This is a genomic window from Aneurinibacillus soli (genome assembly GCF_002355375.1).
In the GTDB taxonomy this organism is placed as follows: Bacteria; Bacillota; Bacilli; order Aneurinibacillales; family Aneurinibacillaceae; genus Aneurinibacillus; species Aneurinibacillus soli.
This window is the reverse complement of record NZ_AP017312.1, coordinates 2,354,080-2,377,842: the sequence shown is the minus strand read 5'-3', so window position 1 is coordinate 2,377,842 and position 23,763 is coordinate 2,354,080. Positions and strand designations below refer to the sequence as shown.

The 23,763-nt window shown below is 47.3% G+C and carries 22 protein-coding genes and 1 riboswitch; of the genes, 6 read left to right on the top strand and 16 right to left on the bottom strand.

The annotated features are described in order from the left end of the window. Positions 1 to 384 precede the first annotated feature (384 nt). The gene (locus CB4_RS12065; RefSeq protein WP_331713154.1) at positions 385 to 813 is read left to right on the top strand and encodes a GlcG/HbpS family heme-binding protein; all 429 of its coding nucleotides are present in this window, start codon (positions 385 to 387) and stop codon (positions 811 to 813) included. Between the two features lie 175 nt (positions 814 to 988). Here the strand turns inward: CB4_RS12065 and CB4_RS21560 are convergent, their stop codons facing one another. The 8 genes from CB4_RS21560 to CB4_RS12030 all read right to left on the bottom strand — a co-directional run bounded on the left by CB4_RS21560 (position 989) and on the right by CB4_RS12030 (position 8,017). Next, positions 989 to 1,207: a hypothetical protein gene (locus tag CB4_RS21560; RefSeq protein ID WP_146226549.1), complete on the bottom strand. Its 219-nt coding sequence runs from the start codon at positions 1,205 to 1,207 to the stop codon at positions 989 to 991. 91 nt (positions 1,208 to 1,298) lie between these two features. Beyond that, the gene (locus CB4_RS12060; protein ID WP_096466040.1) at positions 1,299 to 1,583 is read right to left on the bottom strand and encodes a 2Fe-2S iron-sulfur cluster-binding protein; all 285 of its coding nucleotides are present in this window, start codon (positions 1,581 to 1,583) and stop codon (positions 1,299 to 1,301) included. 118 nt (positions 1,584 to 1,701) lie between these two features. Further along, positions 1,702 to 2,613: a catechol 2,3-dioxygenase gene (locus tag CB4_RS12055; protein ID WP_096466039.1), complete on the bottom strand. Its 912-nt coding sequence runs from the start codon at positions 2,611 to 2,613 to the stop codon at positions 1,702 to 1,704. A 17-nt stretch (positions 2,614 to 2,630) separates the two neighbouring features. Next, on the bottom strand, positions 2,631 to 2,855 hold the full coding sequence (locus CB4_RS12050; protein WP_096466038.1) for a ubiquitin family protein: 225 nt from the start codon (positions 2,853 to 2,855) through the stop codon (positions 2,631 to 2,633). Positions 2,856 to 2,867: 12 nt separating this feature from the next. Then, positions 2,868 to 4,367, bottom strand: coding sequence for a YHS domain-containing protein (locus tag CB4_RS12045; RefSeq protein WP_096466037.1), 1,500 nt, complete (start codon positions 4,365 to 4,367; stop codon positions 2,868 to 2,870). A 12-nt stretch (positions 4,368 to 4,379) separates the two neighbouring features. Continuing rightward, the gene (locus CB4_RS12040; RefSeq protein WP_096466036.1) at positions 4,380 to 4,676 is read right to left on the bottom strand and encodes an MmoB/DmpM family protein; all 297 of its coding nucleotides are present in this window, start codon (positions 4,674 to 4,676) and stop codon (positions 4,380 to 4,382) included. 16 nt (positions 4,677 to 4,692) lie between these two features. After that, positions 4,693 to 5,745, bottom strand: coding sequence for a ferritin family protein (locus CB4_RS12035; protein WP_096466035.1), 1,053 nt, complete (start codon positions 5,743 to 5,745; stop codon positions 4,693 to 4,695). 289 nt (positions 5,746 to 6,034) lie between these two features. After that, positions 6,035 to 8,017 (bottom strand): XylR N-terminal domain-containing protein, encoded by a 1,983-nt coding sequence (locus CB4_RS12030; RefSeq protein WP_096466034.1) that lies wholly within the window; start codon positions 8,015 to 8,017, stop codon positions 6,035 to 6,037. Positions 8,018 to 8,122: 105 nt separating this feature from the next. Here CB4_RS12030 and CB4_RS12025 point away from each other — a divergent pair, with 105 nt between their 5' ends. Beyond that, positions 8,123 to 8,449: a hypothetical protein gene (locus CB4_RS12025; protein ID WP_096466033.1), complete on the top strand. Its 327-nt coding sequence runs from the start codon at positions 8,123 to 8,125 to the stop codon at positions 8,447 to 8,449. A 52-nt stretch (positions 8,450 to 8,501) separates the two neighbouring features. Here CB4_RS12025 and CB4_RS12020 read toward each other — a convergent pair whose 3' ends face one another. Further along, positions 8,502 to 9,107 carry a helical membrane plugin domain-containing protein gene (locus CB4_RS12020; protein ID WP_096466032.1) on the bottom strand — a complete coding sequence of 202 codons (606 nt, stop codon included), beginning with the start codon at positions 9,105 to 9,107 and terminating at the stop codon, positions 8,502 to 8,504. A gap of 291 nt (positions 9,108 to 9,398) precedes the next feature. Between CB4_RS12020 and CB4_RS21260 the strand changes: the two genes are divergently transcribed. Both CB4_RS21260 and CB4_RS12015 read left to right on the top strand, forming a co-directional pair. Further along, complete coding sequence (locus tag CB4_RS21260; protein ID WP_172890870.1) at positions 9,399 to 9,569, top strand: hypothetical protein; 171 nt, start codon at positions 9,399 to 9,401, stop codon at positions 9,567 to 9,569. Positions 9,570 to 9,733: 164 nt separating this feature from the next. After that, complete coding sequence (locus CB4_RS12015) at positions 9,734 to 11,125, top strand: alpha/beta hydrolase (protein WP_096466031.1); 1,392 nt, start codon at positions 9,734 to 9,736, stop codon at positions 11,123 to 11,125. A 302-nt stretch (positions 11,126 to 11,427) separates the two neighbouring features. Here CB4_RS12015 and CB4_RS21555 read toward each other — a convergent pair whose 3' ends face one another. The 5 genes from CB4_RS21555 to CB4_RS11990 form a co-directional block, all read right to left on the bottom strand. After that, positions 11,428 to 11,640 carry a hypothetical protein gene (locus CB4_RS21555; protein ID WP_231955983.1) on the bottom strand — a complete coding sequence of 71 codons (213 nt, stop codon included), beginning with the start codon at positions 11,638 to 11,640 and terminating at the stop codon, positions 11,428 to 11,430. Positions 11,641 to 11,748: 108 nt separating this feature from the next. Beyond that, a complete protein-coding gene (locus CB4_RS12005; protein WP_096466029.1) occupies positions 11,749 to 13,134 on the bottom strand; it encodes an amino acid permease in 1,386 nt (461 codons plus the stop codon). A 345-nt stretch (positions 13,135 to 13,479) separates the two neighbouring features. Next, positions 13,480 to 14,925, bottom strand: coding sequence for an amino acid permease (locus tag CB4_RS12000; protein WP_096466028.1), 1,446 nt, complete (start codon positions 14,923 to 14,925; stop codon positions 13,480 to 13,482). 118 nt (positions 14,926 to 15,043) lie between these two features. Further along, positions 15,044 to 15,233: riboswitch (Lysine riboswitch) on the bottom strand. 84 nt (positions 15,234 to 15,317) lie between these two features. Further along, a complete protein-coding gene (locus tag CB4_RS11995) occupies positions 15,318 to 16,643 on the bottom strand; it encodes an amino acid permease (protein ID WP_096466027.1) in 1,326 nt (441 codons plus the stop codon). Positions 16,644 to 16,752: 109 nt separating this feature from the next. Then, positions 16,753 to 18,156, bottom strand: a complete 1,404-nt coding sequence (locus CB4_RS11990; protein WP_096466026.1) for a methyl-accepting chemotaxis protein — start codon at positions 18,154 to 18,156, stop codon at positions 16,753 to 16,755. Between the two features lie 125 nt (positions 18,157 to 18,281). Here CB4_RS11990 and CB4_RS11985 point away from each other — a divergent pair, with 125 nt between their 5' ends. Next, positions 18,282 to 19,277 carry a hypothetical protein gene (locus CB4_RS11985; RefSeq protein WP_096466025.1) on the top strand — a complete coding sequence of 332 codons (996 nt, stop codon included), beginning with the start codon at positions 18,282 to 18,284 and terminating at the stop codon, positions 19,275 to 19,277. Between the two features lie 55 nt (positions 19,278 to 19,332). Here CB4_RS11985 and CB4_RS11980 read toward each other — a convergent pair whose 3' ends face one another. Both CB4_RS11980 and CB4_RS11975 read right to left on the bottom strand, forming a co-directional pair. Further along, entirely contained in the window at positions 19,333 to 21,072 is a 1,740-nt protein-coding gene (locus CB4_RS11980) for a DUF4855 domain-containing protein (protein WP_096466024.1), read from the bottom strand. 151 nt (positions 21,073 to 21,223) lie between these two features. After that, complete coding sequence (locus CB4_RS11975) at positions 21,224 to 22,390, bottom strand: CapA family protein (protein ID WP_373681314.1); 1,167 nt, start codon at positions 22,388 to 22,390, stop codon at positions 21,224 to 21,226. 180 nt (positions 22,391 to 22,570) lie between these two features. Here CB4_RS11975 and CB4_RS11970 point away from each other — a divergent pair, with 180 nt between their 5' ends. Further along, entirely contained in the window at positions 22,571 to 23,740 is a 1,170-nt protein-coding gene (locus CB4_RS11970; protein WP_096466023.1) for an MFS transporter, read from the top strand. The last annotated feature ends 23 nt before the right edge of the window (positions 23,741 to 23,763 follow it).

The following is a 23,763-nucleotide window of genomic DNA, read 5'->3' as shown; positions in this document are numbered from 1 at the left end:
CCCTTCGATAAGCTATCTAGTAAACGCTTTCTTCATTCAGCATGTACAGCTGTTATTAAAATAATAGTAGTGAATTTTATCTTTTCTGAATACGACAATATAGGCTGAAAATTCATACAATAACTGCATGAAAGCGGTTGCGTCTAATCGTATGAATTGCTTCTTGTTAATTTGTACGATTCGGCTACACAAACAAAAAAGACATACCCGGGCATATCTCTGGATGCAAACGCAGCAATTGCCGCAATGACAAATCCTTTGCCCTCTCCATTACATTCTCCCCCTATGTATCATCATATTGACATAATGATAAGCGATAAATTAGAATATCCACTGTAACAATTCTGAAAATTTATAATTTAAAAAATATAAAAAAGGAGAATCATGATGAACAAATATCGCGTAAAAAAATCAATCACAAATGAACTAGCTGCCCAAATGGTAGAGTGTTCCCTTACAAAAGCAAACGAGTTAGGCGTACAAATCAATGTCGCGATCGTCGATGAAAGCGGCCATCTTGTCCATTTTTCCCGCATGGATGGCGCTCCTATTTTAAGTATTGATATCTCGATTAATAAAGCTTATACAGGAGCCGCTTTCGGCATTCCAACCCATGAGTGGCATCCATTGATTTCACAAGAACCAGCCCTGCGTGAAGGCATCGTCCATACATCACGGCTTGTGACGTTTGGCGGAGGCTATCCGATTACGGTAGAAGGTGAGATTATCGGTGCGATTGGTGTCAGTGGTGGAAGCACCGAACAGGATATGGCATGTTGTGTGGCAGCTTTAGAACTGGTGGAGTCAACGTAAATCTAATCGTTTTACCCGCTCCCCGCACAACGTTTCGGTTTACAAAAAACATGCAACGCCAGAACGGATTTGCTCGGGTCGCAACTGGCTTTTTGAAAGACAGCTTCCTCATTTTTTACCTGCATAGCAAGGTTCAGCCTCTTGATATTGCTTGATGGTGTCCGTCCAAGCTGTGTCAGGAGCGGGATCGGGCGGGGCAACGGAACGCCTGTACGCGACTTCCCAGCGGAAGGGGGCAGACGAACGGGCCTTTGCCCACAATGCTTCGATGTGAATTCATCGTGGGCTTTCTTTTGTGGGCGAGTTCGCCTGGCACCTGAAGCGGACAGTTACCACTTCTCCGTAAGCGTACCGAAGTGACGAGGCCCCGCCCGATCCCGCTCCTCCACCACACGTTGGAGAAATCCTCCACCAAGAAAACAGAGGCTGCCTCAGTCGCCGTGTTGCAGCTTTTGAGACAGCCTCGTCCTTTGTATATTCATCGCTTATAAAACGCTATCTTCAATCTCAATAACGAGATCACTCAGCGGTGTAGCTGTACAGAGCAGCACTTTTCCTTCTTCCCGCTCTGACTCGAACAACGTATGGGGATTAGCCTCTCCATAGTCTACTTCCCCTTCATGAATATGCGATTTGCACATGCCGCATCGGCCTGTACGACACAAACTTTTTACTTTTACCCCATTGGAAACCAAAGCATCCATAATTGTTTGTTCTTCTTCACATGCAATCGTTACACCGAGCGGTTCAATTACAATATCGTATGCCATTATTATCTTCTCCTGTTCTGTCGTGGAGTCGTCCTTCCTCACGCCCAATAGCGGCCAGGACGGAGATGACTGTACATCTCCGCTGGTCCGCGCATCATATAACACTATTAACTGGTTCCTATGAATTCACATTCATAAATCGGTCATTCAGCTCGCGCTCAAAGAAGAAAATCGCTTTGCCAATCGTATCTTCTGTCCACGTAATCGTCGGAGAATCCGGATACGTGATATAGCCACCGCAGAACACTTCGTTGCGGTTGCCAGACGGGTCAAAGAAGTAGATCGTTGTCCCTCGCGTAATGCCATGGCGGGTCGGCCCTATATCAATGGTCACATCGTTTTTCGCCATGATATCTGCCGCTTTACGCAGCTCTACCCATTCATCCAGCCAGAAAGCGATATGATGCAGACGTCCATTCGGTCCTTTTACAAACGCGATGTCATGCGCTGTATTCGTCTTGAACAACCAGGTTGCAAGCTGTCCTTCTCCGCTATGGTCGACAAGTTGCTCGCTCATTTTGAAGTCGAATACATCCATAAACAGGCGGCTTACTCCTTCAATATCGTCGCCTGTCACCAGCAGATGATCAAGGCGTGGTGGCGCGATTCCGACCAGATGATCCGGCCACGGGTCTGGATTCACAAGCGGCATCCCGTTGCCTACCACTTCGATCTCATGATACAATTCTACCCAGTGCTCAGTCGGGAGCTGGAAGCGAATCGCTTCGCCTTCCGCAATGCGCGTGCCTTTCGGAACCCGCTGTACGACAATGCCGTAGTCACTCAGCTTCTGCTCGTACAAATCGAGGTCTTGGGCAAATTCACATTTGAACGCCAGGTGATCCAGGCCTGCCGTATCTGCTTTTTGCAGAATCACACTATGATGATCATATTCATCCCATGCTTTGAGATACACATGGTTTTCATCACGGGCGGTTTCAATTAATCCGAGTACATTTTTATAATAGAAAATCGATTTCTCCCAATTCGGCACGCGGATTTGTACACGACCCAGACGCATGATTGCCATATAATTCCCTCCTCGTTTTATTTAATTTTAAGCAGACCTTTATGACCAATTCCTAATTCCGTAAGCGTCTTGCTATCATCCGGTGTGAACGGGTCATCGAAGTATGTCAACTGCACAGCATCCGGATCACGCTTATACATCTGGCGAATGGTTTCCTTGAATTCCGCCCAGGTCGCGGCCGGATCAACCGGCAGGCACAATGCGGGCGGGTTTCCATGTTCAAATAAATATACAAATATCATGCTATCTCCCCCTTATATGCCCTGGGCACGAATTTCCTTCCATTTCGTAAAGTTTTTATAGTTAAGAGACTCGTAATAATCACCTGTATCTTCCGGTTCAACGCCCCAGTACTCATGCAGTTTATCCGCCGGTCCACAGTTACCGGAAAGAATTTCATGTACGGGCAGCCATGCCTGTTTGTATTTGTCCGGTTCGTTGTCAAAAATCCACTGACATCCATCCGAACAGAAGTGATACGTCTCCCCTTCGTGTACAGAGTGGCGGAAGCATGTCTCTTCCGGGTTATCCGGCTCGCTGAAAATCATCGGAATCTGACACGTCTGGCACAACTGTGGCAAGCCCGGATAGATGTGATCGTGGTCTGGATCGGTCTGCTGCTCCCATTTTTTCGCCCAGATATCTTCCCATGCACTGCCGTATTTTTCAGCGAGAAATGCTTTATCCTGCTCGTTTGGTGCGAACGGATGGAAGAACGTTACATGTGGCAGACGATTCAATAACAGCGCAACCTGGTGGGTCAGATGATCCTTTTCCTTGATGCTGTCCTGGGCATGAAGCGGAAGGCGAATGCCATACGGCTCCAGGTCCTTAAACAGACCGTTAAACACCTGATCCTCAATGTACATCTCGAATGCTTCTTTCCATGACATCAGCTTGCGCGGCGCGATGTAGTCGAGCATGTACGGTACAACCGCAAACCCTTTGTATGCACGCCAGTACCACTTGTCCAGCCAGCGCTGCACGATCGGCACATTATCCGGATCTTCTTCGAGCATGGCACGAATCGCCATCATACCAAGCGTCATATGGCGTGACTCATCAGACTGTGAGGTGAAGCCGACCCCGGTATACGTCTGGTCGCCGTTTTTCACCGCCATCGAACCAACGGTGACGAACAAAATGTTCGTGAACACGACTTCAAATCCGAACGAGATCGCAGCCAGTGCTTCAAACGGTCCAGCAGTCAGGGCATCTTCAAAGAATGACTTCGGCACTGACATCAACCAGTGGCGGCTTGCCACCTGGCGCCAGCTGTGGAAGCCCTGGTAGTATTTGTTGTAGTTATTAAACATCAGAACTTGATCCTGCACGTGGCGCAGTTCATCAACCGATTGTGTCAGAGCCGCGAAGCGAATCGCCGGGCTTGGCACATGACGGGCCACGAATTGAAACAGGCGGTGGGCATTGTATTCGGACGGGGCAGCAGCACCCATAAACAGCTTCATCGCTTCCAGCCAGCGGGCATCACTAATATCGAGCTGGCTTTGCATCATGTCGATGTTTTCGCGAATTGCCTGGAATTTCCGCTCTTTCTCGGCCTGGATGCGAACATAGTTCTCAATCGTCACGCGAAATGGATCTTCCCAGCGCGACCAATCATGAATTTTGATGCCTTCCATCTTCGCATACGGATACATCTCATCCCAGGACACATAGCTCGGTTCCCAATCCAGGTCACGGGTAAACAGGTTGTATTCTTCTTTTAATCCGCGCTTTTTCTTTTTGCTCATGCTTCTCCCCCCTTACACGTTATCCCATTGAATAATAATCTGGTCATCGTCCCATTCGCGAATAAATCCGTAATACGACGTTACAATGAGTTGCAAATCCTCTGTATCCCACTCTTCCCCGAGCGCCTCTTCTACGGTCTCGCGATTGATAACAAGCTTCTCAATCGCCTCGACTTTCGCATACCCTGGAAACCGGGTAATTTTTGCGCTCGGATTATCCTGCTCGACTGATTCGATCACGGCATCTGTTACATGTCCGTTCGTCAGATCAACGCCAACATACCGACTGCGCTCTCCTACCACTGCCATCCATATCCCTTCCCTTCTATACCTTCGTCACATGCAATTCGCTAGACAGCGGCGGCATAATCAGTCCCAGTTCTGTTTCCAGCAATGGGCGTACATGCTTGGCGATCACATTTTGCAAGACAACTTCCCCATCTTTCGCTTGCGCAGGCATCGCAAATACCGATAACACTGGTTTTACAGCTTCGATCACCTGCGGCAGCCACTCATCCACGAATGACTGAATAACAGCCTGATTAGCTGGCGTGTCAGCAATCAGCATTTTCACAAGTGCAGTAGCCCAATTGCGCTCGTAGTCAAACATATGCCAGAAGAATTCACTAAACATTGCATAACCTGCACCGCCATTATCAAGGGCACTCTCAGACATCTCCTCAAAGAAAAGCGGATACACAATCAAATTCAACAGCAAGTTAACCGCAACAACCGCTTCGCCCCAATCCCATGTCACCATCAGTTTTTCAGTCAGGGCACGCAGTTTCTGGAATTTCTCATCTTCCAGCCACTTCTGCTTCCCAGCTGACAGGATCGCTGGATTCCGACTTTCCAGCTCCGCACAGATTTTTGTAACCAGTTGAGCCGAACCAAGCAAATCAAATGATTGATACGTCGCACACTGCTCAATTGCAGTACCAACCGAAAAGCGGCCTACATACATATACACAACCGATTCACCAAAGAACAGGTGGCGCAGTGCCGGGAAAAACTCGCTTACTGTACGAACAAATGAATCGTCCATCGTACGGAACACGCCAAGTCGTTCACACGCATTGAACTGGCCTTTACTACGTGTTTGTAATTCGGCACGGTCGTAGCAGAACGTTGCATAATACAAGCGTGCCGGATCACGGAACTGTTCCCAGTCCGTGCAGACAAGTTTTGTAATCTTCTCATCGTAAATCTGAATGTCTGGATTCCAGATCGGACGGTAGTGAAAATTCTCATACGGCTGCAAATTGTATGTTGCCTCGTCGTATGTAGTTGGCCGCTTTACTTTTAGCCCAGACATATATTTGTACGTCTGGCGCAGCGGCTTAATCAATTCTGATCCTGGTTGAAATTGGTGAGTCATTCATATCCCCCCTTGCAGAAAATACAAGCAAGTATGCGCTTTCACTGTTGTACACGAAAACCATGTGTAACCCGCTGTACTAGAATAAAGAATAAAGTATTTTCTGTCATTTTCATATAACTCAAAATGTTCTAAATTATTTTCTTTATTGTCCAAATCATCGCAACCGATTCATACAAAACGAGGCCGCTATTTTTGTATGAATCGGTTTCACACAAAAAGGGGCTGTCTCCATCGTCAGGATCGAACGATAGAGACAGCCCCTGGTAAAGCAAGAAAATGTATAGCGCTACCAGTCAGATGTAGTAGCTGGTTCAGTAGGACTCAGCGAAATCTTACCAAGAACAAACAAAATCTCCAGCGCCAACTGGGTTTCGAAACGATTACAGGAAATGGTCAAATCCGTACCCGTTAGTTCCTGAATGCGGCGAAGCCGGTAACGCATGCCGCTGATGGATACATTCATAACTCGAGCTGTTTTATGGAGATTGCATTCATTCTCAATATAGTAATAAAGCGTTTTTATCAATTCGCTTTCATTTTTCTCGTCATACGTATGCAGCATGCCTAGCTTTCCATACGCGAACGCTTCCAACTCTTCCGGATGGCGGGCATTTAGCAGCAATGTCAAGTGCCCTAGTTCTGCAAAACGAACGACCGGGCACGTTTGTTTTTTCAGGCGTGCGATCTCAATCGCCTGGATCGCTTCTTGATATCCGCGTGCAAACATGGCTAGCGTTTGGCATACGTTACTAATCCCAAGAACAACATCCCGGCTATCCAGCAACTCATTCAATTGTGTAATCAGATACCCTCCGTATGCTTCCACGCTTAGCTTTTGTTGTTCAATGTACGCCGCGGGGATAAGTCCATACACCCGATTCAACTGGGTGGAAACAAGCGCCCGATACCCGGCCCGCTCCAGCTTGCTTGACAGAAAATCAATGAGGTGAGTGCGCCTCTCCATGTACACGATTTCTTCATACGTTCCTTCTCTTTCGCACGGGTCCATCTGAAACACAAATACATAGTGCGGAGTGTCCACTTGATAGCCGAGATACTGAAACCGCTTCATGACAACCGACATATCTGCATCTTTGTTTAACAGTTCCGCTAACAACTCCCCTTTTATCCGCTGTTCCGTTTCAATTACTGTTTGCTCATTTAACTTTTGCAGTGCACACACACTGGCGGCTCGCTCCAGTGACATCAGCTCGATCTGACCGAAGCTTCCTTCTTCCTTTAACAAAGAAATAAAGCCGCGTACCTGATTTTTTACCATAATTGGGGCGATCACACGCCTATGAGCATACAACCCGCCGCAAGCAGGCATGTCCACTTGTATCGTTTGCTGCTCATCAAACAACCGCTGGATCACAGCCCTCTCTCTTGCCCCCCCGATTTCTCCACAGCGCAGCGCCCGAACAGCCCCATGCGGCACCCGACCATAGCCAGCAATCGTTTCAAATTCAGGGCTTTCCACAACGACCGAACAGGAAAGGCTCTCCCCTAACACCTGGGCAATCGTGCTCAGTCCCTTACCTTGCAGTACAACTTGTGTCAGCTTCTGACTGAGGCTCATCCCGATGCTCATGATGTGCTGCTGCTTTTCGATGCGCTGATAGGCTAGATCGAGTTCATCTGCCAGATTCTCATCTTCGTAGTCAGCCAGCTCCTCAAGAATCTCATCGCCCCATTCCTCCACTGTTTTCCCGATGAAGCGACATACTTTATCCCCTTTTCCGACACACTCGACTTCCTTGTACACAACCTTCTTCCCGAAATATTCCGTCGAGTATCCGCCTGCGTACCCGGCCAGCATATAACACACTGGTTCATGGTGCTTCGGAAAATGCAGGAGATGTTGCTCAGCCTCGTATGAATTTTCCCATGTACCTTCCAAATAAAAGCTTCCTTGCTCGCGATTTACTTCGACACTTGTCGCACGCGAGAATACGTTGCCTGAAATCGTGTGCATCTGCGGTCCGGCCAAAAGCCATTCAATGTCACTCTCCCAGTCAAACATTTCTTTCAAATTACGAGCATCATTGCGCCCGCAGTGCCATCCATACCGAAGCAAAAAACGCTTTGCCCGCTCAGTGCCCAGCGCAGCGATCAAATCATGACGTAGCACGCCCCATGCATCTGCACTCGAGATGACCATCCGACGATCTTTTAGAAAAATTTCGCCCTGCTGGGGATAGAAACGAAGCAAATGCCGAAGCGATAATTCGTTAGCCTTCGTTGTGTCCATCCTGCCCATACTTGTCATCTACTTGCTCCCCTTCACACTTTTAAATATTAGAATATTTGACTTTTTATATATATTTTGACTATAATCTTTTGTAATTCATTATGCAAGGAGTTGATCTTACAAATGCAACGCATCGAAATAAATGAGTTTTTTAGCTCACTCGTACAAGAAGGGCTAATCCAGCAGGCAAAAAAAGTGTTCCCTCTGTATGAAACAAAAGAAATTGCCGCCACGTTGTACGAGCTTGGTTCAAGCGGCACCATGTTAGAAGTGTACTGGAAGCAGCGGGACAATCGCGAATTTATTGCCCTGGATCGCCGTGAAGCAAATGACATTGACACATTTATTTGGGCTTTTGCTGATTTTGAGTGGCTGGTGATTGACGATTTCCAGCGTAAACTGCTCCAAAAACGCCTGGATCATTTTAATCAGGTTGCACTTGCCGTATAAAAAAAGAGCCGGTGCTCCCTTTGATGGGACCGGCTCCTTTTTCTCGTTCATACTATTTCAGCACTTTGCGCTCTGCCATTACAGCAAACATCGCCTGTGCAAATTTCAGGCCATCCTGAACAGCTGGTTCTTTCAGCATTTTCATAACGCCAAAAATAGACAATGTATCGTGATTGCGAGCAGCACGTGCTTTCGCTTCCTGTACCATGGACATGCCTTCTTTCGCCATGGATACCCCTTCCTGAACGCGCTCTGTCACCGGTGCTGTTACCACCTGAATCATGCCCGCTACGTCAACAAGGATATCTTTATCCGTAAGAACCGGCTCAAGTGTAGTGTAGAGACGGTCAAGCGCTCCAACCATTTTGGCTAAGCGCGGCAGGCTCTCCATGATCGTGCCAAGTGCTTCAAGATTCTCTTTGTTTAATGCGAATTTTGACAGACTGCTTGCGCGGTCAGCAAGATAATTAAGTGATTCTGTATCGCTTGCAAAAGAGGCAGCCAGGTCGATACCTTGCTCAGCTTTTGCTACAGCGTCACTAATTTGCGGCAGTTTCTCAACGAGCATCGCAAGCGCATTCTGCACTTCCGGTTTTTCCAATTGTTCCATCCACTGTGGAATTGCCTGCGCATTTTGTTGTTTTGTTTCAACTTCCATTTGTTCTCTTCCTTTCCACCAACAAGTCACATACATTGGTTCTACATATATTAGAATAATGTATATATTACAAATTACGTTCCTTTATCATTTTACCCCTGATTGTCAACAAAGTCACGATATCTTTGTGAAAAAGTGTGCTTACTTTCTGCCTAAGCCGTGAAAAGAAGGAACCGACACCTACATCGCACCCTATTGCTTCTCCCTATTGTCTGTTCAAAACCTCAATGTATACTCTCTCCACAGTTTGTTTACACTACGCAATAACTACCAATCAGGAAGGTGGAAACAATGAACTTATTAATCTGGATTGCCATTATTTTTTTCGCACATGCCGCATTGTATTTATTCCTCGGAACAACGCATTGGCTGCTTGTTGCTATAGAAGCGACCGTCGTCTGGGCCATTGTCCTAGCTGTAATTCAATACATTGTGCGCATGCGTCGCAAAGAACGGGTGTAGCTGCACTCTCTCCAAGTTCCCTTCCTCCTACATAAAGCCCATACCCATTCGCAGAAAAGAGCTGTCTATGTGTATAGGCAGCTTCTTTTATTTTCCTACTTGTACGCTATCCCCTATGGAAATATGATACATATAGAAAGAACCATCATACATAGGGGGAGATTATGAGCAACCATACTCTTATTCCAGGCGCACAGAACGTACGTGTGACAGTATTTGACGGACAGAACGATGGCTGGCTGACAACGCGGAATCCGCTGCAATATAAGACGGCGATTGCAAACGGCAATCTCGGGCTCACTCCTCACTTGTGGGGAGATGCGAAACAAAAAACCGGCTGGTATCATATGTACCAGCCGGCAGCTATAACAGGGACACAAGTGAACGGACAATTCGAAGATGCACACTTTGTCATTCGCGTCCCTGACAATTGGAACGGAAAACTGGTGATATCAGCCACTCCGGCAACACGTGAGGAAACATCAACCGATCTGCTGTTCAGCGATTATGTACTGAAAAAAGGCTATGCGTTCGCGGCAACCGACAAAGGCACTCGCGGTACTGTTGACCCACTCGACCCGTTTGCTTCCATCAAAAATGCGCTGGTGACTAAAGATGACGGGCTAGCGGAATGGCATCTGCGATTCCGCGAACTCACAAAAGCTGCGCAACACTATTTGCGCACAAACTATGCGCAGCATGACCCTGCCCGCATCCCAACCTATGCAATTGGCATCTCAAATGGCGGCTATGTTGTACGCTATGCACTGGAACATGATCATCCTGAACAAACGGGTGAGCCTGCCCTGTTTGATGGTGGTGTTGATTGGGAAGGCGTACTCTGGCGTGCCGATAAGCCAAATTTGATCTCCTCCCTGAACGATGTCGTCAATTATGCCGTAAACGCTATTTTTGCGACAGGAGACGTGCAACAAGCAGCACAGAAAGCACTATACCAGGCAGGCGTGCCGTATGGCTCAGAAGTGCTCTGGCCGTTCCATGACCAGTACTACTGGTTTATTACCCTTAACATTTATCGGGATGCGTTCGATCCCTATGCCCCTCATCGTCTGAACTGGCCTGATTATTTGCAACTGAATAACATGGTACGCGACCGAACACATGACGCGATATTTTCCGGATATGATTATTTCACTCGTCCAGCTAGCGTTCAGGATAAAGTAAAACGTATCGCCAATACCGGGGACCTTCATGCCCCATTAATCAGCTTCACCGGGTCACTCGACACTTTGGTCTTCCCTGCGGTTCACGCTACTCCATACACCGAGCTGGTTCGCCAGGCTGGAAAAAGCAAGCGACATCGGATGTACATCATTGAAAAAGGGAATCACATTGATGGGCTTGTACAGGCACCGGACATTGATGTGCATGACGAGCTTCAGCCCCTGCTTCCATATGCACATCAGGCATTTGATCTTCTCGTGAAGTGGGTTGAACATGGAATTGAACCACCTGCAAGCAGCACCATTGGCACACCTCAGACGCGGACACATGTAATCGACATAAAAACCGGACAAGAAATCGAACCGTATTAAATAAGAGGCTGTCCTCATAGCCAGAACATGGCGAACTGGACAGCTTTTTGTGATATCGACAACGTTTGGTGGTGAGGGAGTGGGAGAAGGGAGGAGCCGTTCGCTTCGGTACACTTGCAGGCGCTCATGCTCCTCCCTTCTCCCACTCCCCACACAACGTTTTGGTTTACAAAAAACTCTCGCCGCCAGAATGGATTTGCTTGATCGCGACTAGCTTTTAGAAAGATCGCTTTCTTAATTTTTTACCTGCATAGCAGAGCTCAACTTCTTGATATTGCTTGATGATGTTTAACCAAAGTGTGCTAGGAGCGGGATCGGGCGGGGGAACGGAACGCCTGTACGCGACTCCCCAGCGGAAGGGGCCAGGCGAACGGGTTTTTGCCCACAATGCTTCGCTGTAAATACATCGCGGGCACCTTTTGTGGGCGAGTTCGCCTGGCACCTGGAGCGAACAGTCCCAACTTCTTCGTAAGCGTACCAAAGTGACGAGGCCCCGCCCGATCCCGCTCCTTCACCCCACACGTTGGAAAAACCCTCCACCAAGAAAAAAGAGGCTGTCTCATTCACTGTGTTACAGCGTTTGAGACAGCCTCCTCTACTCGCTTATTCTTCTTTAGTATAATCTAAACTTTCAGTGACGCAGCTTTATCAGCCGCCTGTACTTTTTTACGATGGAAGAAGAAATAATAGGCTAATGTACAGACTGTAATGAGCATCGTAAGATAAAATTGTGAACGCATGGATTCAACGAATGCCATCGCAATTAAAATGCCAAACAGAACAACAATCGTTGCATACGACAGATACGGGAAGAACCACATTCTGATTTTCAAACCGCTTGGATTTTCACGTTCCATCTGCTTACGGAAACTAATGTGCGAGAATGCAATAACAATGTATACAAGCAGGGCAATCGCGCCGGATGCGTTTACAAGGAACAAGAAGAGCTTGTCCGGTGATACAAAGTTAAAAAACGAAACGAGAAACGCAAACGCAGTACTTGCCCATACAGCACGACTCGGAATACCGCGCGCACTCAACTTCAACAACGATTTTGGTGCGTCACCTTTCTGCGCAAGCGCATACAGCATACGAGAGTTTGTATACAGTGCTGAGTTCAAGCAAGACAGAACGGATGTCAGCACGACAACATTCATAATCTGAGCTGCCGCCGGAATGCCAATCATATCAAATACTGTAACAAACGGGCTTTTTAACAAGTTCGCTGAATTCCATGGAAGAAGTGTTACTAGGATTGCAACGGAACCAATAAAGAACAGAAGAATTCGCCATACTACACTATTAATTGCTGTCATAACGCCTTTTTCTGGATTATCGGACTCACCTGCTGCAATCGCCGCAATCTCTGTTCCAAAGAAGGAGAAAATAACAATAACAATACCAAGAAGAATCGATTGAACACCGAACGGCATAAAGCCACCGTTTTGCGTTAAGTTTTTCATACCCGGTGCTTCAATTCCCGGGAAGAATCCTGCGATAATAACCGCACCGACTGCAAGAAATACAACAATTGTTACGACTTTAATTAAAGAGAACCAGTATTCAAATTCCCCAAACGATTTAACCGAGTATAAGTTTGTGAGCGTTAACAATGTTGTGAGAATCAGGCTTAACGCCCATACTGGAATGGACGGAATCCATTGATGAACAATCGCCGCTCCGGCAATGGCTTCGATTGCAATTACAATCACCCAGAAAAACCAATACAACCAACCAATTGAAAACCCAGCCCACGGTCCAAGCATCTCGCGTGCATACGCTGCAAAAGAACCGCTTTCTTGTTTAACTGTTGCCATCTCACCCAGCATACGCATAACGAGAATAACGATCAGGCCAGCCAGGGAATACGATACAATTGCCCCCGGTCCGGTCGAACCGATAACCGCTCCACTTCCTACGAATAGTCCTGCTCCAATAACGCCCCCAAGTGAAATCATTTTCAGGTGACGCGCTTTCAATCCACCATGCAGTCCATTATTCTGTGCCATACCACCACTCCAATCTAATCTACTTGCTGTTTTTCTATTCTATCTATATATTTTCTAAACATTATAATCTTCTTGCAATTTGTTTGCCAAATTATTTTTATAGTAAAAACAATGTATTCACAATGCAATTTAATATAAGTAAATGCAAAACGACATGCACATTTTTCACAGGAAGCGTAAAACACCTAAAAAAGTCTGTCGAACAGCGCGATGCGTAAAAACATCTAAAAATGCATTTTGGCATCGCTTTCAAGAACCTCTCACTGCTGTACACCTAAAGCAAAAAAGGAGCTCTCTCAATCGTCAAAGTATGACTTTTAAGAGAGCTCCTAATCATTTCCTTACTTATTCACGTCGAAAATCACAATCCTCAAGTGGAACAACTTTGGTACCATGCTTCCTCTTATACCCAAACCATAATGCTAGGAACAGTGGAATCCCAATGTAGGACACAATGATACCGTTCCAGTCTACCTTATCCCCCAGCACTGCCTGATAGTTCTGACCGATGATGACGACCATACAAATAAAGAAAGCAAAAAGCGGTCCAAACGGGAACCATTTCGCCCGATATGGCAGATCCGCCAGATTTTTCCCCTGCGCGACATACGCGCGGCGGAAGCGGTAATGACAAACCGCAATGCCAAGCCAGGCAATAAACCCGGACATACCCGATGCATTCAAGAGCCATACATATACTACCCCATCGCCAAAAAGTGAGGCAAAGAACGCCACGATACCAACAGCTGCTGTTACGCACAGCGCTGCGACCGGAACGCCACGACTGTCCAATTTTGCAAGAAACTTCGGCGCTTTTCCTTCCTTCGCCAGCACCCATAGCATCCGAGTTGACGCATACATCCCGGAGTTACCCGCTGAGAGCACGGATGACAGGATGACGGCATTCATCACAGATGCAGCAAATGCGAGGCCCGCTTTCTCAAATACAAGCGTAAATGGACTTGTCATAACACTATCACTTGCCAGACTTTCTGTTGTGTATGGAATCAATAAGCCAATGACGATAATCGCAAATACATAAAACAGCAAAATGCGCCAGAACACTTGACGAATCGCAAGCGGTACGTTTTTCTCCGGCTCCTCACTCTCTCCGGCTGCAATGCCTAACAGCTCTGTGCCCTGGAATGAGAATCCCGCCGCCATGAATACACCTAGCATCGCCATAAAGCCGCCATTAAACGGCGCATTTCCGATTGTCAAGTTCCGGAATCCAACAGCTTCGCCGCCGATAATCCCGATAATCATAAGCAAACCAATAATAATGAAGACAATAACAGTTATGACTTTAATAATCGCAAACCAGTATTCGGATTCCCCATACCCTTTAACGGACAAATAGTTAAAGCCAAACATAAGAAGAAGGAACAAAGCGCTCCATAATAAAGACGATGTTTCCGGAAGCCAGAATTTCACAATCAGCGTGGCCGCTGACAGTTCAGCCGCAATCGTAATCGCCCAGTTGTACCAGTAGTTCCACCCAAGCGCAAAACCAAGCGCCGGATCGACAAATCGTGTCGCGTATGTGCTAAACGAGCCCGATACCGGCATATAAGCTGCCATCTCTCCAAGGCTTGTCATCAAAAAATAGACCATAATTCCAATTGCCACATACGCGGCAAGAGCTCCCCCTGGTCCTGCACTATGAATCGCGCCACCGCTCGCTAAGAACAATCCGGTTCCAATTGATCCGCCAAGCGAGATCATTGTCATATGACGTGCTTTTAATCCCCGGCGTAAGCCGTCTTGCTGTTGTCCTTGTTTTTGCATCATGCAACCCACCTTCTTTGTATATGTCTCGATCGTTTGCTATGTGCCCGGAAGGACGGGACATAAAAAATACCGCAGGAAAATATCCTACGGCATCCGTTATTACCCGCATCATACCTTCCATGAAGATAGCACTCCACCTCTTGCCGGACAGCAAAAGGTGACAGTTCTGCTCCTGTTCGGAAACAGTCCCAGTCCACGCGCTGGAGAATCCCGCGCAAACTTCGGCAGCCTCTCCTTTCACACAGAGTCTTCGATGTTCTCCCATCTCGTCTGTCCTACTCATAAAAGCCGCGACCTCTACCCCACCGTGATGATGAGGATTTATTATCATTCAGTTATTTTATATACTCTTTAAATTATACATAAATAAATAAACAGGAACAATATAATTTTTATACCAGCTTAAACCTGGCGCAAATAAATAGAATGACCATAGTACCCACGCAAATAAGTGTACTAATAAGGTTAGCCGGATTACATACAATGCTTATAAAAATGCCACAAAGCGCTAGCATCGCAAACCATGTTGTATACGGAAACAGAACGACCGTAAATCCCGGCATATCTGGATATTGAGGGCGCAGCTTCAATTGAGCCAGACAGATACTAATCCAGACGAGCATAACCGTAAAGCCTGGAATCCCCATCAAATAGTTAAACACATTTTCTGGTGTCGCATAGGCAACAAGTGCGCCAATAAATAGCGAACATGCACTTACAATCAAGCCAAGAATCGGCACCCCATTTTTGGATAATGTAAGGAACGCTCGCGGCGCTTCCCCTCCTTTTGCAAGCGAGTACAGCATGCGCGATGTGGCATACATGCCCGAATTCGCCGCCGAAAATACAGCTGTTAGCATAATGAAATTCATAACGTGCGCAGCACTTGAAAGTCCGGCACTTGATAACACCTGTACGAACGGACTTCCCTTTTGCGCAATCTCATTCCACGGCATCAAACCGCAAATCACAAGCAGCGGCAGCGTATAAAAAACGACCACACGCCCGATTACTCCTTTGATGACTTTCGGCAATACCTTATCCGCATCTTTTGTTTCTGCAATCGTAATACCGATCAATTCAGCCCCACCATACGAAAACATGACGACAAGCAGCGACGCGAATACACCGCTCATCCCCTGCGGAAAAAATCCACCATGTGCCGTATAATGAGTGAAATACGGAGCTGGTTCCGCTGAGAAAGCACCAAACATCATCGCACCACCCAGTGCGATAAAAACAAGCAGGGTCGCGACTTTTATGCTAGCCAGCCAGAATTCCATTTCTCCATAATATTTTACGTGTAACAAGTTGATAAAAATAATGACCAATGCGACGAGCGAACTGAGCACCCAAAGCGGGGCGGACGCAAACCAGAACTGCAAAAACGAGCCCGCTGCCACGATCTCAACCGCCATGACCAGCACCCAGTTGATCCAATACAGCCAACCGACGACAAACGCAGCCCGCGTACCGAATGCACGTGCGATCAAGTCACGAATATCTGATTTGGGAAATACTCCTGCCATCTCGGCCAGCGCAGCCATAACAATCAGCATGAGCGCTCCGCCGAATAAATACGCAAGCACAACGCCTGGACCGGCAAGTGCGACTGTTTCCGCACTTCCCTTAAACATCCCGGCGCCGATCATACCGCCAATCGCCATCATGCGCAGATGGCGCGGGAGCAGTCCTTTTTGTAATGAATCTTGCTGCATCAAACGCTTCCCCTTTACTCTTTATTACACAAAAGCATAGCAGCAAAACCGTAAAAAAGGAAGACGAATCAGCATTGTTTTAATTTATAAATAATTCAATTTACTATTCTTATCGTACAACATTCACATGTGTACCCACACTGTCTCGCAATTTATCAAGTGCATTTAGCACCTCACGTGATAGTACTCCAACTTGTCGATATGACTTCTCTGCCCCCTTCACATCACCACTGTTAAACTTCTGAATCGCTTCGCTGCACGCTTGATGAAACGCAGCATGCGGCCGATCAATCTGTTTGAAGTTTATATTATCAGCAAACATTTCACTCCCGGAACCAAAATACCATTTGCCCAGGCGGCAAATGCGATGGTTACGCACTGTTTCACTATCAAGTTTAAGCCGACCGGCAAGCATACTTTCCAGCCGCCATTTCCATAACAGGTGGTCGGTTTTGGCCAGCTCAATTAGTTGATCTGGCAGAAATCCAGCCGTGAACTGGCTAAGCTTTTGCCGAATGTGCTCAGTGATGGTACCGAGATGATACAGATTATCCGCACTTTGTTCGACACCTCCTGCTGTATCTGCAGTAATCTGGTTCATATGTGTCATCGTTGCCGTTACTTCCTCGAATGTAGCGGACTGTTCTTCAAGGACCGGTACAATGCCCGTAATGTCATCAATTGTTTTCGTCATGCCGTCGATGATACACTCAAGCATCTCATTCGCTTCCGCTGATAGTCGAGCTCCGGTCTCGGATGAACGTGACAATGTTTCGATGTGAGCTGCTGTTACTCTTGTTTCCTGCTGGATGCCTTGTACTTTATCGGTAATGCCGTTTACAGACTTCTGGGTACGGTCTGCCAACTTGCGCACCTCGTCGGCCACTACACCAAAGCCCCGCCCGTTATCTCCAGCACGCGCCGCTTCAATGGCAGCATTCAATGCCAGCAAGTTCGTCTGCTCAGCAATATCACTAATCAGCCCGACCATATCTCCGATCGCGTCTACCTGATCATGTAATGTAACCACCTGATTGTGAAGGGTATCAAAACCACATTCAACCGCTTCCATCTCTGTATGTGATCTCTTAAGCAGTGTCTGCCCGCCTGTCATGTTCCGCCCCGCCTCTTCCAACGATGAGGTAGCGCTTGAAGCTGATTCCGAGATATGCGTAACCGACGCAGCAAGTTCTTCTGATGAAGCAACCACATTTGTAATATCGTCATGTAGCACACGGGTTACACCAGAAATCCGATTTACAAAGCTATTCTCCTCAATGCTAGTCGATACGACATCCGTAAGAGAAACGGCAAGATCAATGATCGTTTTTTCATAGGCTGCTAGAAGCCGATCTACGGCCTGCCCCATCTCATACCATTCATCGTGTTCAGATAAAGATAGACGAACCGTTAAATTCCCGGAGACAGCCTGGTCAATTTTCCCTGCTATTTCCTTTATTTTTATAGTATTATCATGTAGATGACGGTCCCGTTTTAAAAAAGCAGACAGCATACAAGCCTCACCTTTTTCTTTTTCTTCATATTATAAGTCTTTTTACTTGTCTACATGAATGTTTTTACAAAATTTTAATCAAACAGTACAATGAAACTAGCAAACTGCTTAGGAGAGAATAAACGATGAATTTATCTTTTAACTGGAAATCAATCTGGATCGCTACATGTCTAGGCATCGGAACAGTCGGTACCATCTTCCCTTCTGCCGCTTTTGCGGCAACTCGTCCGTCCGATGTGCCGGCTGAACACTGGGCCTGGAAAAACAGCACCCTGCCCTGGGCGCTGGATGCTCATATTCTTGGTTCTGCCACAGATGATACACCCATCCGACCTGCCGCTGCCGTTACGGAAGCAGAAGCACTCGATATGCTTTTCCATTTCTTTACCGACACACAAAATGAGGATCTAACCGGAGAGCATCCGTACGAGCTGGCCAAACGCTACAATCTTCCAGTCGCAGTCGATCCAAATGACCATACAAAACCGCTAACACGTGGACAGGCTGCCCGTCTGCTTGCTGCTGCCAAAGGATATAACTATCAGACAGACAGCGCCATTGCATTTCTCTATGAAAAAGGCTTGTCCCAGGGTAAAACAGAAAAAACCATTGAAGGATTTGATGCAGGAAGCGTGATCAGCCGGGTCGAATTCATCCAACTGCTCAGAGGAATGGCAGACCGTAAGCTGGATGGCACGATCAGTATATGCCCGCAAACTGAAAGCACGCATCCTGCTCTCGACAGTTACCGCCGTACCCAGATCGGCACGATTCAGGACAACTTACGTCGGGCCAAAACAGCCTATTCCACAAGTGATTCCGGCTACTGGACCGATACGTTGTACCGGATCGCCAAACAGACAAGCGTACCCGATCATACACTTACGATCCCACTGCCGCCTCTAAGCAAAGATGAAACGATCACCTATCATGTGATAGCCGATACGTGGCACAGTGGTACATACACATCCGGTGCAGATACACTGAAATTCCCGTCATCCGGGAATTGGAGCGTCACACTGATCGTATCACAAGGCAATCGCATTCTTGGCGACCTGTCACTGAACTCAGCTAATCATGCGATTGAAATTAATAGTACCTTGATCGAGAAAACAAAATAACCGTATGAAAAAAGCAGAGGTGCCTGTGCATCCTCTGCTTTTTTGCTAGCTTTATTTAATACGGAGCGTTCGGATTTAACATATAGGTGAAAAACTTCTTCCGAATCCCATCAAGCGATTTGTTATAACTGCTAAAAAACGCGTCAATCGCTCCTTCCCCATCATACAAAAGCAAACTTGTCCGATGCGCACCAATGAGCCGTCCTCGATCCAGGTACGCATTCAACGAGCTTACATTTTCCGGAGTGCTAAGAAATGCCCAGTTCCATTCGAGCATTGTGCCAGCCCCAGTCTGACGCGACAGATTGTACGTTTCGCCGAGCAGATCTTCACCCGGATGCTTTTCGCTAGCAAAATAATGATTCGGTTGCAACCAGGCAAAGTCAAAACCAAGTACCTTCCACTGCTCCGCATTGGCTGCCTGATAATACGGCGCCCAGTAAAACTTATATCCTTTTGCATGAATAGAGGCGGCCACTTCCTGCACAAGCTTGCGGTCCGCATCCGCTACCATCTCATGTGTCCAGTAAAATCCGACAAAACGAAGTGCCTGTGGATTTGCTTTGTTCCACTGCTTCAGAAGCGTATCTTCAAACACTCGGACCATACGTAACCGGGCGGATGCATCAACGCCATTGCCCACTGGATTTGGTAGACCAATGATCACATTCACTTTATAATCAGGGTCATTTAGCAAGATACGTGCTTTCATGGCTGCTTTCTCCAGCTGATCCATCTGGTCTCCCGGAGCAAATAAAGCAGAAGCATACGCAGTCAGCTTAGCCTGTCCATCGGGGTCAGCTGCATTATATGTCTCGAATGTAAATCCACGTTCTGCCTGCCCAGCCGGACGTACAATAAACGTTTCAAGAAATGGCTGCTGCTTCCCTTCAAACTCAATCGTAAGACGGCGCAGCAAATCAGCCGGACGCGTCGTTTTTGGGTCTGTCATAAACGTCGCATTCCCCACGTAGCCATTCGCCTCTGTTTTCCGATTCGTAAACTCAGCTGGGACAGACGTTACTTCCCCGTTCGGTGCGTACAGCCACTGATTTACACCTTTGTAATCAATTAAATACCATTTCCCAAAACTCGCATAAGCCACCGTCTCAAATGGTACTTCGGTCACCTTCCCAGTCGACGGCCAAAATGTAGCCGCATACGGATACAGCGTAGCTGGTTTCACAACGGCAATTTTATGGACACCGAGCTTGTCTGTTACATATTCCGGCCCGCCATACAACCAACCAGGGCCTACGTCTGTCCGAATTTGATACCAACCATTATTTTGCTTCAGCACCTGAATACGCTGTGGCAAAATCTCCATCAATTTTCCAAGACGCGAATCTGCTTCCTTATATACCGTGACCGGATGATGAAGGAATTTATACACTTGCAAAGGCGTCTGATCCTCCCCTGACTTAGCCGGAAGTGTACGAATATGAAGAGCATCCTGCTGGATTCGAACCCAGCCTTCCTTCTCTTCCTGTCCTTCACGAATCTGCAGTTTGAGCCATTCGCCTTGCCGATCTAGTATTGGATACGCTCCCGGTTTTTGTTTGACGATTCCGAGGGGCTGTACGGGTAGCGCGGTAGGTTGTGCTTTAGCTTGTTGTACCGCAGGCCCAGGTGGAAGCGGCGTTGCGTAATACGGTATATCCTTCCATATATATGCTTCATACGACTCGGACGATGCCGCTCGTGCATCACCGCTACCGACAGCCAGTAGCACAACCAACAAGCATACACTCCACGCCAGCTGGTTCAGGCGGGATAAACAATTCCCGATCCTCACTTTTTTCTCCTCCTGTCTATATGATTATGTACGGAACACACAGTTCCAATTGGTTCCAATCTGTAGTATAGCACTGCCCGCCAAAAATGGAATACAAAAGCCGCACTTTCTACGAAGAAAGGCGGCTTTTGTAGCATTTTATCGTATCTTACTAAGGAAGATGTGTTTGCTGAATCTGTTTCCAGTCAAGTGAACCGAGTGGCTTACTTGCTGTCTGTATTTTATTCCATACGCGCATAGCTTCTTTACCGGACAAAGGCGTCGGCTGATAGTTGTTGCGCACAGGCACCGATGACACAGACATTGGAAGCACCGCGATTTCTTTTTGTGCGGTAAGCTTTCCATCCATCAGATGAAACGCCTGCTGAAAAATAAATGTATCCTTATCGGACGGATTTTGATTGCCGCCAAACATAAAATTACCGAGGCTATATACAATGTACTTTCCTTTGTATTCCTGAATGCCCTGTACGACATGTGGATGATGCCCAACGATAAGATCGGCTCCGGCATCAATCGCCCACTTGCCAAGTGCTTGCTGGGTCGCATTCGGAGCATAGCTCCGCTCTATACCCCAGTGAAAGTTAACCACAACGATTTTCACGCCTTGCTTGCGCAGTGCGATAATATCACGTTTAATCTGGTCACGTAGACCCTGGTCATTTTTCCATCCTTCATAACCAAGTACGCCCACAGTAACGCCTTTGATTGTTTTTGTGTACGCTTTCGTGTAGCCAAAATAGCCAACTTTGTACTTTTGTAAGGCGGTAAGCGTATCATTGAATCCACGCTGCAAATAATCATGACTGTGATTATTTGCGACATTGACCGCGTCTATCCCGCCCCGCACCAGGATCGTTGCATAGTCAGGCTTCCCCTTAAAGCGAAACGTTTTTTGCGCTTTGGCCGTCGCATTCGTAAGCGTTCCTTCAAGATTGACCATGGTCAGGTCATCTTTCGTAAAAATCGGGCGGATATTCTTCACAAAATAATCATAGCCGCTTCGCTGCACTTCCTGCGGAAAGCTTCTGGCATACGAAAACGATTCATCCATGCCAAGCGTAACATCTCCGGCCGCACTGACGACAATTCGCACATCATCCGAGCGCACAGGTGATGTCTGCTCACCTTTCTTCGCCTCTGCCAAAGCAGCGGGCGATTCAGCCTCCGATGGGGAAGCTGCCATTACAACGCCAGAATCCTGCACGGTATCATACGTACGGTATTCCCGAGCCAGATAGCTCCACAAGCCGATGTTAAAAGCGATCAGCAACATCATACCAAGACTGATCGCCATTTTTTTCTGAAGTTTCCCCATTTCCCCCTACTCCTGTCTTCTCTTGTTCTCTCACAAGAATGTATTCGGGGAAATCCTGGTCATTCCTTTTTTGTCAGCCGTCTTTAGACGCTTTCCCGCTTGACTCCATGTTTTCACGGAACTATAATCAGTCACAGACTACTCAACATGGATCAATGCTTTCATAAATGAGGTGTACGTATGGAAAATAAAAAAGCGTTGCCGATTTTGTTCGCCGTCATGTTTCTTGTCATGGTCGGCTTCGGCATCATTATCCCGGTTCTTCCGTTTTATGCGGAAAAACTAGGGGCAACACCGGGACAGCTTGGCTGGCTCATGGCAGTGTACTCCATCATGCAGTTTTTATTTGCTCCGATGTGGGGACGCCTATCCGACCGAATTGGACGTAAGCCGGTCATGCTGGTCGGGATTGCCGGACTCTCTCTGTCGTTCTTTCTGTTCGCATTCTCGTCTCAATTATGGATGCTGTTTGCCGCACGTATTCTGGCCGGTACGCTATCGTCTGCCAACATGCCAACTGTTACGGCCTACGTTGCGGATGTAACGACGCCAGAGAACCGAAGCAAGGGAATGGGCGTAGTGGGGGCGGCTGTCGGACTTGGTTTTATTTTCGGTCCGGCAATCGGCGGAATTTTCTCGAGCTACAGCTTGAGCATGCCGTTTCTCATCGCAGGCTGCGTGTCTGCCGCTACGATACTCTTTGTAGGAGTTTTCCTCAAAGAGTCGCTTCCACCAGAGAAACGCACCGATCAGGCCGCCAAAAAAGAATCAGTTTGGAAAGCGTTTAGTGGTCCGGTTACGATGCTGTATGTGTTGCAGTTTTTTATCACATTTTCGATGGCAGGTTTGGAAACAACGTTTGCGTATTTCGCAGCGAAGCAGGCGGGTATTGATTCGAAACATCTGGGCTACATTTTTATGATTATGGGCTTCGCCGGGGCACTTGTACAGGGCGGACTCATTGGCAGACTAACGAAGAAATACGGAGAAGGTACCGTCATTCAGATGGGGCTTATCGTATCCGCGATTGGCTTCGCCCTTATTTTGCTTACGCATAGCTTTGCAACGGCAGCGCTGTATTTGACAATCTTCGCACTCGGTAACGGTGTCATTCGTCCGAGCGTATCTGCACTTGTTACGAAACGGACAACAGTCGGCCAAGGTAGTGCGTCCGGTCTACTGTCATCTGTAGATTCATTAGGCCGTATTGCCGGCCCGCCCATTGGTGGCGCCTTATACTCCATTCAGATTGGCCTGCCGTATATGGCTGGTGCACTGCTGACAGTTGTAGCGTTCATCTTGTACCGTGTATACGCCGGGCGCGATACGCAGACGCAAGCACAGGCTTAGCTATCGAGACCTGGTATGAAAAC